The sequence below is a fragment of the Moorena sp. genome (assembly GCF_982860115.1).
This window is the reverse complement of sequence record NZ_CEYLVT010000145.1, coordinates 4,108-18,531: the sequence shown is the minus strand read 5'-3', so window position 1 is coordinate 18,531 and position 14,424 is coordinate 4,108. Positions and strand designations below refer to the sequence as shown.

Annotated in this window: 10 protein-coding genes and 1 pseudogene; 3 read left to right on the top strand and 8 right to left on the bottom strand. The window is 43.1% G+C overall.

The window, feature by feature from the left end:
* Positions 1-322 precede the first annotated feature (322 nt).
* Positions 323-3,325 carry an AAA-like domain-containing protein gene (locus tag AC4II3_RS21800; RefSeq protein WP_488014639.1) on the top strand — a complete coding sequence of 1,001 codons (3,003 nt, stop codon included), beginning with the start codon at positions 323-325 and terminating at the stop codon, positions 3,323-3,325.
* Positions 3,326-3,570: 245 nt separating this feature from the next.
* Here AC4II3_RS21800 and AC4II3_RS21795 read toward each other — a convergent pair whose 3' ends face one another.
* From AC4II3_RS21795 to AC4II3_RS21780, 4 genes and pseudogenes are all read right to left on the bottom strand, one after another.
* Positions 3,571-3,894, bottom strand: coding sequence for a hypothetical protein (locus AC4II3_RS21795; RefSeq protein ID WP_488014637.1), 324 nt, complete (start codon positions 3,892-3,894; stop codon positions 3,571-3,573).
* Positions 3,895-4,220: 326 nt separating this feature from the next.
* Positions 4,221-4,981, bottom strand: a pseudogene (locus AC4II3_RS21790) (class I SAM-dependent methyltransferase).
* An 83-nt stretch (positions 4,982-5,064) separates the two neighbouring features.
* Entirely contained in the window at positions 5,065-7,686 is a 2,622-nt protein-coding gene (locus AC4II3_RS21785) for a penicillin-binding protein 1C (RefSeq protein WP_488014635.1), read from the bottom strand.
* 185 nt (positions 7,687-7,871) lie between these two features.
* The gene (locus tag AC4II3_RS21780; protein ID WP_488014633.1) at positions 7,872-9,275 is read right to left on the bottom strand and encodes an RNA-guided endonuclease InsQ/TnpB family protein; all 1,404 of its coding nucleotides are present in this window, start codon (positions 9,273-9,275) and stop codon (positions 7,872-7,874) included.
* 164 nt (positions 9,276-9,439) lie between these two features.
* Between AC4II3_RS21780 and AC4II3_RS21775 the strand changes: the two genes are divergently transcribed.
* Complete coding sequence (locus AC4II3_RS21775; protein ID WP_070395547.1) at positions 9,440-9,739, top strand: DUF2288 domain-containing protein; 300 nt, start codon at positions 9,440-9,442, stop codon at positions 9,737-9,739.
* Here the strand turns inward: AC4II3_RS21775 and AC4II3_RS21770 are convergent.
* The 3 genes from AC4II3_RS21770 to hemW form a co-directional block, all read right to left on the bottom strand.
* The gene (locus AC4II3_RS21770) at positions 9,732-10,328 is read right to left on the bottom strand and encodes a YdcF family protein (RefSeq protein WP_488016415.1); all 597 of its coding nucleotides are present in this window, start codon (positions 10,326-10,328) and stop codon (positions 9,732-9,734) included. The two genes, AC4II3_RS21775 and AC4II3_RS21770, sit on opposite strands and share 8 nt — an antisense overlap.
* A gap of 225 nt (positions 10,329-10,553) precedes the next feature.
* A complete protein-coding gene (gene rsmI, locus AC4II3_RS21765) occupies positions 10,554-11,405 on the bottom strand; it encodes a 16S rRNA (cytidine(1402)-2'-O)-methyltransferase (RefSeq protein WP_488016417.1) in 852 nt (283 codons plus the stop codon).
* Positions 11,406-11,466: 61 nt separating this feature from the next.
* The gene (hemW, locus tag AC4II3_RS21760) at positions 11,467-12,717 is read right to left on the bottom strand and encodes a radical SAM family heme chaperone HemW (protein WP_488016413.1); all 1,251 of its coding nucleotides are present in this window, start codon (positions 12,715-12,717) and stop codon (positions 11,467-11,469) included.
* A 422-nt stretch (positions 12,718-13,139) separates the two neighbouring features.
* On the opposite strand from hemW, the gene AC4II3_RS21755 reads away from it, so the two are divergent.
* A complete protein-coding gene (locus tag AC4II3_RS21755) occupies positions 13,140-14,219 on the top strand; it encodes a PIN/TRAM domain-containing protein (RefSeq protein WP_075904118.1) in 1,080 nt (359 codons plus the stop codon).
* 10 nt (positions 14,220-14,229) lie between these two features.
* On the opposite strand, the gene AC4II3_RS21750 is transcribed toward AC4II3_RS21755, so the two are convergent.
* Positions 14,230-14,424, bottom strand: a 195-nt coding sequence (locus tag AC4II3_RS21750; protein WP_490722885.1) for a hypothetical protein, incomplete at its 5' end; no start/stop codon positions are given.

Here is a 14,424-nt window from a genome sequence, read left to right as displayed (position 1 = left end):
GGGAGGACTTCAGTCAAAAATACAACATTATGTGATCGCACCTGCGGAATGTGGGTTTAAACATTCTGTATTGATATAACCTTAAACCTTAAACCTACCCGACAACAGACACCTAGGGCGAAAAACCTTAAACCTTAAACCTTAAACCTTAACCCTTAAACCTACCCGACAACGGACACCAAAGGCGAACAACCGTAGGCCAATAGGCCACGCTACGCGAACAACCTTAAACAGTTAACCTTGGCCAATAGGCCACGCTACGCGAACAACCTTAAACCTTGGCCAAAAGGCCACGCTAAGCGAACAACAATTAACAAATAAAATGACCTACGAATATATATACTCAGGGACTTTACCAGCCGATGCTCTTACCTATGTGAAGCGACAAGCAGATAATGATTTATATGAAGGATTGAAGGCTGGACAATTTTGTTATGTATTGAACTCAAGGCAGACTGGAAAATCTAGCTTACGAGTGCAAGTAATGCGTCGGCTTGAAGCGGATGGGGTTGCCTGTGCAGTAATTGATTTATCCATGGATGGTACCCAGCATGTCACTCTCGATCAATGGTATGCCAATATTGTCCGCTCTCTGGCTAGAGACTTCGAGCTAGATATTAATTTACGCACTTGGTGGCGTGAGCGATCAATGATATTTGCGGTGCGGCGATTGAGAGAATTTCTTGAAGAGGTTTTGCTCCAGCAAGTTACTCAAAATATTGTAATTTTTATTGATGAAATTGATAGCGTTCTTAGCCTGGATTTTCCAACTGATGATTTTTTCGCCTTTATTCGCGCCTGCTATAACCAACGTGTAGATAAGTCAGACTACCAACGCCTTACCTTTGCGCTACTTGGAGTAGCAACACCATCAGATTTAATTCAAGATAAAAAACGCACACCCTTTAATATTGGTCAGGCGATTCAGCTATATGGCTTTCAGTTGCACGAAGCCCAGGGATTAGCGGAGGGATTACAAGGAAAAATTAGTAATCCCCAGGATGTCCTGAAACAGGTTTTGTACTGGAGTGGAGGTCAACCTTTTTTGACCCAAAAGCTTTGTAAACTCTTGTTGGATTCTGTATCTACTATCCCCACAGGTGGTGAGTCAGAGTGGGTTGATAAATTAGTGCGATCGCAAGTGATTGATGATTGGAAATCTCATGATAATCCGGAGCATCTTAAAACGATTCGTGATCGTCTTCTTAAGAATCAGCAACGGACTGGGCGATTACTGGGATTGTATCAGCAAATTCTGCAACAAGGAGAAATTGTTTCTGATAACAGTTTTGAGCAAATAGAATTGCGGCTATCGGGATTAGTGGTTGAAGAGCAAGGAAACTTAATAAGTTATAACCGTATTTATCAAGCTGTTTTTAACCAAAATTGGGTAGATAAAGAATTAGCAAATTTGCGACCATATAGTAATGAAATTGCTGCTTGGTTAGACTCCGATTGTCATGATACATCCTGTCTTCTGCGAGGACAACAGTTACAGGATGCATTAAGATGGGCGCTTGGGAAAAGTTTAAGTCATCAAGATTATCAGTTTTTGACCACTAGCCAAGAATGGGAAAAGCGAGAATTTAAAAAGGCGTTAGATGAAATTCAACGGTATTCAGAAGCCAGACGACAAGGGAAACTGAATCCAGCCTTAGCGGCTACGACTAAGGAAACTATCTATGAGTCTCTTCAACACCTGACCCCAGAAAGTTTTAAACATATTGTTTCCAACCTTGAATTAGACTTAGGAGTTTTTAATCAAACCTTATCCATGATGGATACTCTGCTAGACCGAGAAGGGTTTGATTCCATTTTCAATGAAATGTTACGGTCTATCACCTTCAAAACTGGCGAGATACTACAGGCAGACCGCACGACTATTTTTTTATTAGATGAAGCCAAAAATGAACTCTGGTCAATTGTGGCTAAGGGTGAAGAAGGAGACTCAGAAGAGATTCGGGTTCCTGCGGATAAAGGGATTGCTGGTTATGTTGCTCAAACTAAAAAAACTGTCAATATTCCTTACGATTTATATGACGATACCCGTTCTAATACTGCGAAGGAATGGGATACCAAAACTGGATACCGTACTTATACCATGCTGGCTTTACCCTTAGTTGATGAACAAGGAGATTTAGTGGCTGTTGTCCAATTACTAAATAAGTTAAAACCACCAATAGTTTTAGACGCGCCCTTAGCTGATAAAATTGATATAAAAGGGTTTACCCCAGAGGATGAAAAACTTTTTGCGCAATTCGCCCGCTCCATTCAAATGATTCTTAAATCCTCTCGGTTATTTTATAAAGCAGCTCAGAAACAACGAATAGCTTCAGCATTGATAAATGCGACACAATCTCTGGGTAAAAGTAGCTTGGATCTAGAAGAAACGTTGAATAAAGTGATGAATCAGGCTCAAGAGCTAATGTCTGCTGATCGCAGCACAGTCTGGATGTTAGATGAGGAACAGGATGAATTATGGACAAAAATTACGGTTGCTGATGGCACATTAAAAGAAATTCGGATTCCCAAAGGAGCTGGCTTTGCTGGTCAAGTTGTTACTACTAAACAGCCATTGATAATTCCGTTTGATCTCTATGACCATCCCAATTCAGAAACTGCCAAACAAACTGATAGTCAAACCGGTTATCGCACCTGTAGTTTGTTAGGGATGCCTGTGTTTAACGCCGATAATCAATTAATTGCTGTTACCCAATTAGTCAATAAAAAGAAGCAGGGCAATTTTCCCCCATACAATCCCGCCGATTGGCCAAAGCCTCCCGATTGCTGGAAGGCAAGTTTTGATCGCAGGGATCAAGACTTGATGGAAGCCTTTAATATCCAAGCGGGTGTAGCGCTCCAAAATGCCAAACTGTTTAGTAAAGTCAAGCAACAACAGCTAGAGCAGCGAGATTTGGTCTTTAATGTATCTAGTGGTGTAATTTTTACCAATAAAACCGGTCAGATTATTCTTGCCAATGATCATGCTAAGGATTTCATTGGTTTGAAAGATATTGAGCAAAAGTCTTTACCGGAGTTGCTCCACATTAAAAATGGTAATTTTTCCCAATGGTTTGATGTAGCATTAGCGGCCAAGAATGAACAAGAACGTCGGCAAGATTATTCAGCTCAAACCTTAGTATCTCATAATACTCAAGCAGAACACAGTGTGAATTTATGTATTATCTCTTGTCCTGATGCTTCTGATGTTAATCAGATTTCTACTATCCTAGTAATTATTAATGATAGTGGCGATGAGAAACAAAAACAGGATCAGCAAAAGCTAGTGCGTAGTGTGTCGAGAGTCGGCAATCCTTATGGTTAAAATTATTTTATAATTAGAGATGATGTGGGTTCAATTAAGTGATGAATTTGGACTAGAAGCCAGTTATTTAATTAAGTTATTTAATTCAGGGTCATGTTTGGGTGTAAAACTGTAGATGCAAAATCCCTGAATCAAAAATGTCCGTATTTCTTGATTAAAATCTTGATTAAACTGTAGATGCAAAATTCCTGAAACGATCCATGATCACCAATTTACAATCAAGATTATCCGAGGCTTAAGCATTTTTATTTTGTTTTTTCTTTTATAAAGTCATTGACTCCTTTTAATGAATAATGTTCAACGACTTTGTTTCCGTCGTTATCAATAACTTTATACCGATATAGATCTGAGGGTCCAATACAACCATCATTTTCCACAATTAACTCCTTATAACCAAGTTCTTTTAATTTTTCATAACAGTTGTTATGTTTTTTGACATCAATGCTCTTATGATCAACAGAACACTCAAAGTTTGGTTTTACTCCAACCTCATATTTATCAGCTATCAGATCAACTTTTTCCTTTACATCTTTTAGCGTTGATTGAATCTCGTTTAACTTTTCTAGCACCTACTCATTCCTCCGGAATTTAATTTCATTCAATGTAAATACATTTTCAGTAATTTGCTGTGATCTAAATCAACTTCTGGCCTGTTCTTTATCACCGACATTCCATTTAAAAAAAAACTTGTTATTCTGAAGGTAAGCTATAGGATTTTTCTTTGAAGAATGAATATAATCTCTTAAAAAAAGGCAATAGGCATGCTAGCAATAGTTAATCAACTAGGGATGCCTCGCTACTGCCTACTGCCTACTGCCTACTGCCTACTCCCTGCTCCCTGCTCCCTAAAACCCAGGAGGAAAGTACCTCAAGAAATTTAAAACTGCTATTATAATCAATTGTCACTAACTTGAAACACCATCAAATGTTGGCTGGGTAAATCATTCTTGGTTTCTTGCCAAATTAAATTCACGGCTTCCATTTTTTTTTCACTTGCTTCTGAGTCATTTTATGCAAACCTTTAATAGGTATAAGTGGGTTTTCCTTTCGATATTATACTAGCACAACTCTTCCCTGTGGTTTGAGAGCTTTAACAATCGATTCCATCATTTATCGGGGATATTAAAGCTCATGGTAAACATCTACCATTAATGCTATGTTAATGCTATTTTCAGGAAGTTTAATATCAGTTAAACTTCCTGAAATTGTATCGACGTTTTTAACATTGTTATCTTCTGTTAAAAAGTCAATAACGTCGATCATTTCTGGCTGAATGTCTACTGCTAATACTTTTCCTTCCGGTACCAATGGAGCTATTCGGAAGCTAAAATAACCAGTACCTGATCCAATATCTGCAACAGTATCTGTAGGTCTTAAATTAAGAGCATCAATAACTACAGAAGGTTGCTCTTGGGATTCCCTGCTAGGGCGTTCCAGCCACAACATTTCCTGATGTCCCATTACTTTAGCAATTTCTCGACCCAGATAGAATTTGCCAATGCCATCTTTGCTATGAAAAGAGCGGATTTTGTAAACTTCACTAGCATTGATGTTTGATTTTACTTCCCGAGTATAGGTATAATTCGTTAGTACTAGGAATGGGATTAGTAAGACAGCGATCGCAGCTGCCAAGATATATTTCCTGAAGTTTGCCATAAAAAATCGAACCACTGAAAGTCCTGGGTATAACCCATGGATGCAGGTAGATTATAAATGAACTATTTACAATTAACCAATCACTAAGGAGCAGCAATAGAAAACCCCCGGCGAGTTGGTGGGTTTTCTGCTAACTGCACCTTGAAAGTGACGCGATCGCTAATGTCACCGCTTTTTACCTCCAATGTCCAATCCCCAGGACCTAGAGGCCAGAAGAAGGAATTGGATGAGTCGCTAGTTAGCTTTTCACCATTCAACCACCACTCCAGCAACTCAGACTTTACCCCAGCCACCTTGAACTCTAGCCGTTGAACAGCACTGTTGCTATCTTGATCCGATTCAGTAGGGTAGAGCACATATACATCCCCCTCCCGAGGAGACAAAATTTTCAGTTTCCCTGGCGCTAGATTTCCTTGGGGTTGTCTTGCTAACCACTCGTTGTATTCATCAGGTAAATTAACAATGTACTGGGGCGATTGCTGATTAGCTCCAACACTGGTGATCTGATAAAACGTATCGGATTGACGTTCGTAATCCTGGAGGTCGTCTGGATAGAAGTATTCCTGGACAACAGTTGGACAAGCAGGAGTGGGACGCAAACCGGAAAGGGCACACACTGGACGTTGAACTAAACCGGGAGGAGCTTGAAACGGAGCAGGTTCTTGAGATTGATGCAGGTGTAACATAATCCGATGCCAGAGGGGAGCAGCACCAATCACCCCAGACACTTGTTCCATGGGCTCACCATTAAAATTGCCTACCCAAGTGGCAACGGTATAGTTTTTGGTGAATCCCACAGTCCAAGTATCTCGGAAATTAGATGAGGTGCCAGTTTTAACGGCAGCGGGAAAAGGTAAATTCAGTACTGAATCGACACCAAACCCCTGAGCACGAGCTTGAGGGTCACTCAGTATATCTGTTATTAATGCCCAGGTTGAAAGGGTTGAAAGTTCAAGGTTGGAATGTTTAAGGTTATTGGGTTGTTCGCCTTTGGCCTTCGAGTAGGGTACGTTATTGGGTTGAAAGTTGGAATGTTGAAAGTTGGAATGTTGAAGGTTATTTGGTTGTTCGCCTTTGGCGTTCCGGTAGGGTAGGTTGAATAGTGGGCTTTGCATACTTGGGGGATGATCTGACAATTGTTTACTTTTCTGTATTCCCTGTCTTCGTGCTCTTGCCCCTCTTGGATAAACCGATAAATCATCCCCATTTTGCGAGGGGCTAGATAGGGTAGTGACGAGGGATGTGGATTCTCCAAGTCGTGCTAGGGTCAGGTAGGCGCGAGCTAGTTCCCAAAGACTAACTTCACCACTACCTAGGGTTAATCCTAATCCATAATGTTCTGGAGACTGGGTGAGGTGTTCAAAGCCTAGTTGATGTAAGTGCAACAGAAAGTTTGATACTCCAACTTTTTCCAATACTCTAACTGCTGGGATATTAAGAGAATTGGCTAGAGCAATACGAATGCGAACTGGTCCGAGGAAAGTTTCGCTGTAATCGGTGGGACTGTAGAGTCTAGCTCCGGGAATGGCGTAATAGGTGGGGATGTCCGCTAAGACGGTGTTGGGACGAATAATGCGTTGCTCTAGAGCTAACTGATATAAAAAAGGCTTGAGGGTGGAACCAGGTTGACGTAGGGCTTGGACTCCGTCATTGCGTCCTAATTCAGCTTCGGAAAAGTAATCCGGAGAGCCGACATAGGCGTATACTTCTCCGGATTTATTTTCAATGACAATAGCAGCAGCGTGATGGACATTTTTATGGGCAAGGTCGCGAACTACTTGCTGCACTTGGGCTTCAACAAATTCCTGTAGGGGACGGTCGATAGTAGTACGGATTTGGGAGGGATGCTCTGATGGTAATTGGTTGGCAACCAAAAATAAAAAGTGTGGCGCGGCAATTATTCCTTGCTGTCGAGGTAGTAGGGAAATGGCTTCCTCATAGGCTTGGTCTGCTTGAGTAGCGGTGATATAGCCATCCTCTACCATTCGCTTGAGCACATAGATTTGCCGCCGTTTGGCAGCATCCCAGTAATAATAAGGATTGAGATAATTGGGATTATTGGGTAGACCAGCTAATAGGCTGGCTTGAGCAACATTGAGTTCACTGGCGGGCATGCCAAAATAAATCCGAGCAGCAGCTTCTAAGCCATAGATATTGCCACCCATAGGGAGTCGGTTGATATAGGCTGCCAAGATTTCATCTTTACTCATCCCTGCTGCTAATCGCCAGGATAGCCAAATTTCTTGGAATTTGGCAGGTAGAGTGCGGGGGTTGGGTTCCAGCATCCGTGCCAGTTGCATGGTGATGGTGGAGGCACCACTGACAATGCGTTTCGCCTCAATGGCTTCAATTAGCGATCGCATAATTGCCCGCATCTCTAATGCCCCATGGTGATAAAACTCTCCATCTTCTGCGGCGAGAATAGCATGGATAAAGTGGGGGGAAATTTGATCGAGAGGCACAACCGCAGTATGGTCTTGGTCTCGACTGAGGATTGTGCCTAGGGATAAACCATTGCGGTCACGAAATTCTACCGCTAGGTCATCTTGAACTAAATCTTTAGCACGAATGGGAGCAAGATAGGGAAGCGATCGCACCGTGATGCCAAGCAGCGCCAAGCCAAGGAATAGTTTTACAGCGCGCCGATGTTTGGGATTCAGCCTCAACCAAATTTTCTGTTTGATGATGTTAATGGAATTTCTCATCAGGGCAACAATCTTGTGTAGCTCATCACTATGAAAACCGTTATAACCCAATGCTTATAGGAAGGCTGAGGTGGAAGCCTGAGGTGATAAGAGCTTTGGTGAATATGGTTAAATAAAACAAACCATCGGAGCAATTTTGCTTTGACATCTCCCCCGGCTGAAGCACGGGAGATTCTACGATGTTGTTACGCAGCAGGGTGAACCCGTGCTGCTTCACTTCTCGTCCGGTATAATTTTTTCAGGGATTTGAAAATGTCATACCGGTGTGGAACTGTCAAAGATTCCCTACCCAGCTTGACCAGGTCTAAACCTAGCTGTCTGGCTACTTTTCTCGCAATGTTGGCTGCACCGTTGCAGTCCGCATTGATTAGGTGCCCTTTTGAAGTTTTGTACAATCCGCGTTTTACCCTTTTACCAGATGGCTTCCATCCACTGGGTTTTTCACCGTGTTTAGGTAATGGATCATCATCCAGAAAAGACGCCTTGCTCGTGTACGACTCCTCGGTGATTGTCAATTTAATTCCGTACTCGGAACAAAGTTGCTTTAGTCTTTCGATCAGTCTTTTTGTGGGAATTGTGACAAAGTTTTGATTGCCACGCCGTCCCATGTTTGATGCATCTTTTTGCCGCTCATTCCAACCAACAATTAAGTTTCCGATCCGTTCGCGTAGCGTCGGCTTTGCCGAATCGTTCAGGCACCGATTAATAATGAACCGGGCAGCTTTGTTAATGGCATCCCGTATCTGGTTATTTCGCCTCCGCTGAACCCGGTCAAGTTTTGCGTCCCAGTAAAAATCAGATTTTCCAGTTTTGTACTTGGCAACTAACCGGCAGTAAGCCTGGTTTAGTGATTTAAGCTTTCTACCATCAACGATCAGGCTCTTTCCCTGAGTTGAAACGCCAGTTAGCCAGTTATCACCACCATGGTCAAAACTCCAGGCTTGTGAATAGTCCAGATTGGGATTATGTTCGACTGGCTGTTTTCCATCGTCAATGACCCAATCGATCCATAGCTGCCCTAAGTACGGACGAACAGTCACTTCTTTAACCCAATCCGGGTCTATAAACTCCGGTGGTTCTAAAGCAATTTCACAGAGCAATTCAGACTTCGATTCTTTGCTAATTGGAGGATAAAATAAGCCGTTTTTATATTTGAGTGGTTGACGGGGAAATGTAACAGCTGCCAGACCCCCTTTCTTGCGGTACCTAAGAAGCTTTGGTCTGTCCACCTGACCTTTGTAATAAAGCCCAACTAACTGGTTGTAACTGGTTATTGATTCAGCTACAGTTTTGAGGGTTTGTTGGGCTGACTGGGCAGCCATTGCTTTGTAATGAGGATTTGATTTAAGCTCCCTACAAAGTTGTGGATACTTTACAGCACACTTATAAGTCTTCCATCCGTAGCGCAGTTCATCGCCTTTCCAGTAAGTTGTGAATGCTTTTGACTGCTGTTCCAGCCAACTATAATGCTTATGTTTGGAGTAATAGACAGCACAATTTGTTAAGCTATTTGACTGCTGGCACTGAAATAGCCAAAAAGCGGTTTCTTCATCTGAAAACGTTGCCTTGACTGAAATTGTTTTATACATGCTGCTATCACCTCCTTTACTATTATTATAACTCAACTGAAAGGATACGACGAGTTAAAAGTCGTCGCGTCGCGTTTTTACTCCTATGCGCGAAAGAAGGGGCTATCACGCTCCCGGATATTTTGGTATGTTTAAAGAACTATTAAGAAAACCTTGAATTAAACATGGATTTAAGAGTACAATTGGCGGAATCTTTGGATGAGACAACCTGGGACTTACTGATTCCTCATGTCAAACGAGATGCAGTACTGGTGGTGAATGAGGGACTGGATTTGTTGGATGTTGGGGTAGCGATCGCAAACGATGATGTGCTATCTGTCCAACATTGGATCAGTGAGCAGCTAATGCACAAGCCTTTACTTGAGCAACTTTCTAATTGGAACAGCAACCAGAACAAGCGGTTTCAGGCTCTGATTGTACAACCCTACGTACTGGTGCAAGAACTCTTAACGGACTTCACTTGATTAACCTTTTCGAGGCTTGGCCTAATTCAGCCCCTGTCTGACCTGTCATCAACCAAAACAAAGCCCTAGCCCCATCTCGCAAAGCTTTATCAAGGGGTTCAGTAGACTTTTCGGAAGGAACAGGTAAGGGCTTGAGAACAATCCCTCTACTGCCAAAAACGATATCACCAATCAAGCGAGCACGGCGCATATGATAGTCAGAAGTAATCAAATAGACACTATCGATGTCCTGAGCTTCTAACTGATCCACTAATGTGGTAAAGTTAGTCACCGTATCCACCGCTTTGTAGTCTAGGTGGAGGCGACTGACGTCAATTCCTTCCCGAGTAAATAACCGTTTAGCATATCCCTTCGGGCTGCCAGAAGATACCCAAATGTCGAGGTCTGGGTGCTTTACAGCAAATTTTGCAGCAAATCTCTCCCGCGATTCAGATCCCCCTAAAACTAAGGCAACTTTTGGTTGCACTAAATAGCTTTCAATCCTTTTGTAACCAAACATCAGAGTCAGTGTTAAAACGAGTGTCACCCATGGTATTAATTTAGCTTTATAGTTAGAGCCTGATGAGTGGGAGTGAATCCTGAAAATCATAACTCGAATAGATGTCGAATAGATAGATGGCGTTGTTTAACTGAAAGCGCAAGGAAAGCAGCTTTCTTTAGGCATTAGTCATTACTTGCTACTTGTTAATTGCTGCTTGTTAATTGCTAATTGTTGATTGTTGATTGTTAATTGCTAGTTGTTAATTGCTATTTGTTACTTGTTAATCGTTAATCAACAAAAAATCAAAAATTGAGAAAGATTTACCAATCAAGCTTAGTCTTGATCCTTGACCGGAAAAACTGATGAAGGAATTGTCAACGCTAGTTGATAGAGTTCACGTCGGGGGAGTTGAGTTAGCTTAGCTAACTGACGACTCGCTTGGGATCGCGATACTCCCTGAGCCATAATCTCTGTCAATTGAGCTTCTAGTTCAGCTTTTGATAACATAGGCTTTTGTTGGGAAGCTCCACCAATGATTAGGGTAAACTCTCCCTTGGGTTCTAGCTGAGTAAAATGAGCGATCGCATCCCCAATAGTTCCCCGCCAAAACTCCTCATGCAATTTGGTTAATTCCCTTGCCAATACAATTCTACGATTTTCTCCCAAACAGTTTGCCAAATCTCGCAACGTATTAAGCACGCGATGAGGCCCTTCATACAAAATCAACGTTCTTGGTTCCCCCTTGAGAGAGTCTAAACGTTTTTTTCGACTTTGACCCTTGGTGGGTAAAAAGCCTTCAAACACAAATCGATCTGTCGGTAATCCCGCAGCACTTAATGCCGTAATTCCAGCAGTAGCACCTGGTATTGGCACTACCGATATCCCCTCCTCAATAACAGCCTTCACCAATTTATAGCCAGGGTCAGAAATGCCTGGCATGCCAGCATCCGTCACCAACGCAATGGTATTTCCTTGACCCAGGCGATTCAACAACTCGGGTAAACGCTGGTCGTGATTGTGTTCGTGGTAACTCACTTGCGGTGTTTTAATTTGAAAATGGTGCAATAGCTTACCGGTATGGCGCGTATCCTCCGCAGCAATCAAATCCACGGATTGCAGAATTTCCACTGCCCGAAACGTCATATCCTGCAAATTACCAATTGGTGTTCCCACCACATAAAGCATTCCCACTTGTCTTTTTCGTGTATCCTTACGTCTTTGCGGTTAATTAACAAATCACCGGTCCCTACCCCAACAGATGAAACAAGTCAGCCAGAATGGTATTGGAGAACAAAAACCCATCCGGGTCAGTTAATCTCAACCGTCCTGCCACTGGTAACCTCTGACCCTCGGATAAATTAACCCTTTCGCCATTATCTCCCACAACCTCTACCCAGTTACAACCGTAGTATTGCAGCAAACCCGTCCAAATCTGTTCCAGAATGTTTTCCCCAAAGCTCTGAGCTAGCATAGACAGACTCAACCCCTCTGCCAAGCGTAGACCTAGCATTAGGGTTTCTAACAACACATCCTCTGAATTCGTGGGTGAGCCATGGGAAACGCCACCCGCTTCTAGCAACTGTTCCACCCAAGCATAATACTCCCGCCTCGTCCGTGGTCTAGTGAACCGACACCCTTGAGTATAGCTAGCCGCACCCATGCCAAAACCGTAATAAGGGCGGTTTTCCCAATACACCCGATTGTGACGGCATTGATGACCAGGCAAGGCATAGTTAGAAATTTCATAATGTTCGTACCCGACACTAGTAAACACCTGCTGTGCTAAGCGGTACATCACGGCAGTGGTTTCATCAGTCGGTAACGGCTTAGTTCCAGAGGTGTACTGGCGGCCAAAGGCAGTGACAGGCTCAAGCACTAGGTCATAGCTGGAAATGTGGGTAGGGGCAATCTTGACCGTTATTTCCAGAGACTCCTGCCATTGTTCTAAGGTTTGATCCGGTAGACCAGAGATTAAATCAAGACTAAATTCGGGAACCTCTACTTGATGGATCAGTTCGATAGCAGTGACGATATCTTTAGAGTCATGGGTACGGCCACAATTGCTCAGTAATTTATCTTGAAATGCCTGAACCCCTAAGCTGACTCGATTGACCCCTAAATCTCGGTATCCCCTTAACTGATCTTTGGTGAAGGTTCCTGGATCCATCTCCATGGAAATCTCCGCATCAGCCGCAATTCCAAAGCGCCTGTCTAAGGTATCTAGGATTTTTGCTAGTTGTTCAACTGTCAGCAGGGAGGGGGTTCCACCCCCAAAGAACACTGTGTCTAAACTCCTTGTGGTGGGTAGAGTGATATTAATTTCCTGACATAACACCTCGGCATACTGGTCAATCATGCTAGAGGTAACCTGTGTAGCGTTGTCCCCTACTACAGATACTGGAAAATCACAGTAATAGCATCGACGTCGGCAAAATGGAATATGAACATAGGCGGCACTGACTCTTAAAGAATCGCAAACTTTCTCATTATTTCTCATAATTTCTCATAATTATGTAATAAATTGACCACTGGCTTTTTACGGTAATACTTCAATCAGGTAAGCCAATCCGATCCCTGGGATGAACAGTTATTAATTAAATAAATTTTTTATTAGTTTTATGATCATCTTTTGGCTAACCTCAATCTCCGCCGGAGCGAGATTACCCGCTTAAGAAGAGTCAACAGTAAGGACCCTGTAACTCCCTTGAGCAGATAACTCCAGCCCATAGAATTGCCCAAGCTATTCCTCGGTTAGCCTAGGCAATTCAACGGTTTACTGAAGCTAAGTCGTATCAGAAAATACAGCGATGTAAACGATATACTAAATAGTGTTGTTGACTATCAGGTTGACGACAGTTTATGCAATCGTTTTAAAAGTTTTCCTAAAAAACCAACTACAAAACCAATTGGAAAGGAAGAATGCTTGACTTCGTCATTATACTTTTATTTATCATAGCAGCAGCAAGCATAGGCTTCGACAGTGTGGAATTGCTACCCGGTCATGTGCAAGATCAAGTCAGCAATTTGACAGCGTTACGCTCGACTACTGCATGCTTTGGTGCCATTATCGGACTAGCGCTAGGGTTAATGGCCCAAGTAACTTACCGTCGGGTAGAAGCCCAAGTGCGAAAAATGCCGATTGAGGTAATTTTGACCAGGGCTATTGGTCTGATCCTGGGACTGCTGTTAGCTAATTTGATGCTAGCGCCAATTTTCTTACTCCCCATCCCTTCTGAATTTTCCTTCATCAAACCCCTGACTGCCATTTTAGGAAGTGTGATGTTTTCCTTCTTGGGGATTAGTCTAGCCGATACCCATGGTCGCACCTTCTTGCAGCTGATCAATCCTAACAGCCTTGAATCAGTGTTAGTGGCAGAAGGCACTCTCAAACCAGCCTCCAGTAAAGTTCTAGATACTAGCTGTATCATTGATGGTCGGATCGAAGCACTGCTTGAGACCGGTTTTATCGAAGGTCAAATTCTGGTTTCCCAGTTTGTCTTACTAGAATTGCAGCAACTTGCCGATGCTGCCAATGATCAGAAGCGAACTCGGGGACGGCGGGGGCTAGATATCCTAAATCGGATGCAAGCTGTTTACCCAGAACGCTTGGTGATCCATTCCGCTGATTACGATGACCTACAAACTGTAGATACCAAATTGGTACGTTTTGCCCAGGAAATTAATGGCACTCTTTTAACCAATGATTACAACTTGAGTAAAGTGGCTAAGCTCCAAAAGGTGCCAGTGTTGAATGTCAATGATTTAGCCCAAGCCGTGCGTCCTCTGTATCTACCGGGTGACATCCTAGAGCTGAAAATCCTTAAGGGGGGTAAAGAACCTACCCAGGGAGTTGGTTATCTCGATGATGGGACAATGGTAGTGGTAGAAGAAGGGTATAAACACATGGGTGTTGAACTGCCAGTTATTGTTACCTCAGCGTTGCAGACCTCAGCAGGTAGGATGATTTTTGCTCGACCTCAAGCTTCGGTGACGGTTTGATATTGGTGTTTTATAGGTTGGCAGGTTGGCAGGTTGGCAGGTTGGCAGGTTGTTCGCGTAGCGTGGCCAAAGGCCAAGGTTGTTCGCGTAGCGTGGCCAAAGGCCAAGGTTGCAGGTTGCAGGTTGTTCGCGTAGCGTGGCCAAAGGCCAAGGTTGTTCGCGTAGCGTGGCCAAAGGCCAAGGTTGTTCGCGTAGCGTGGCCAAA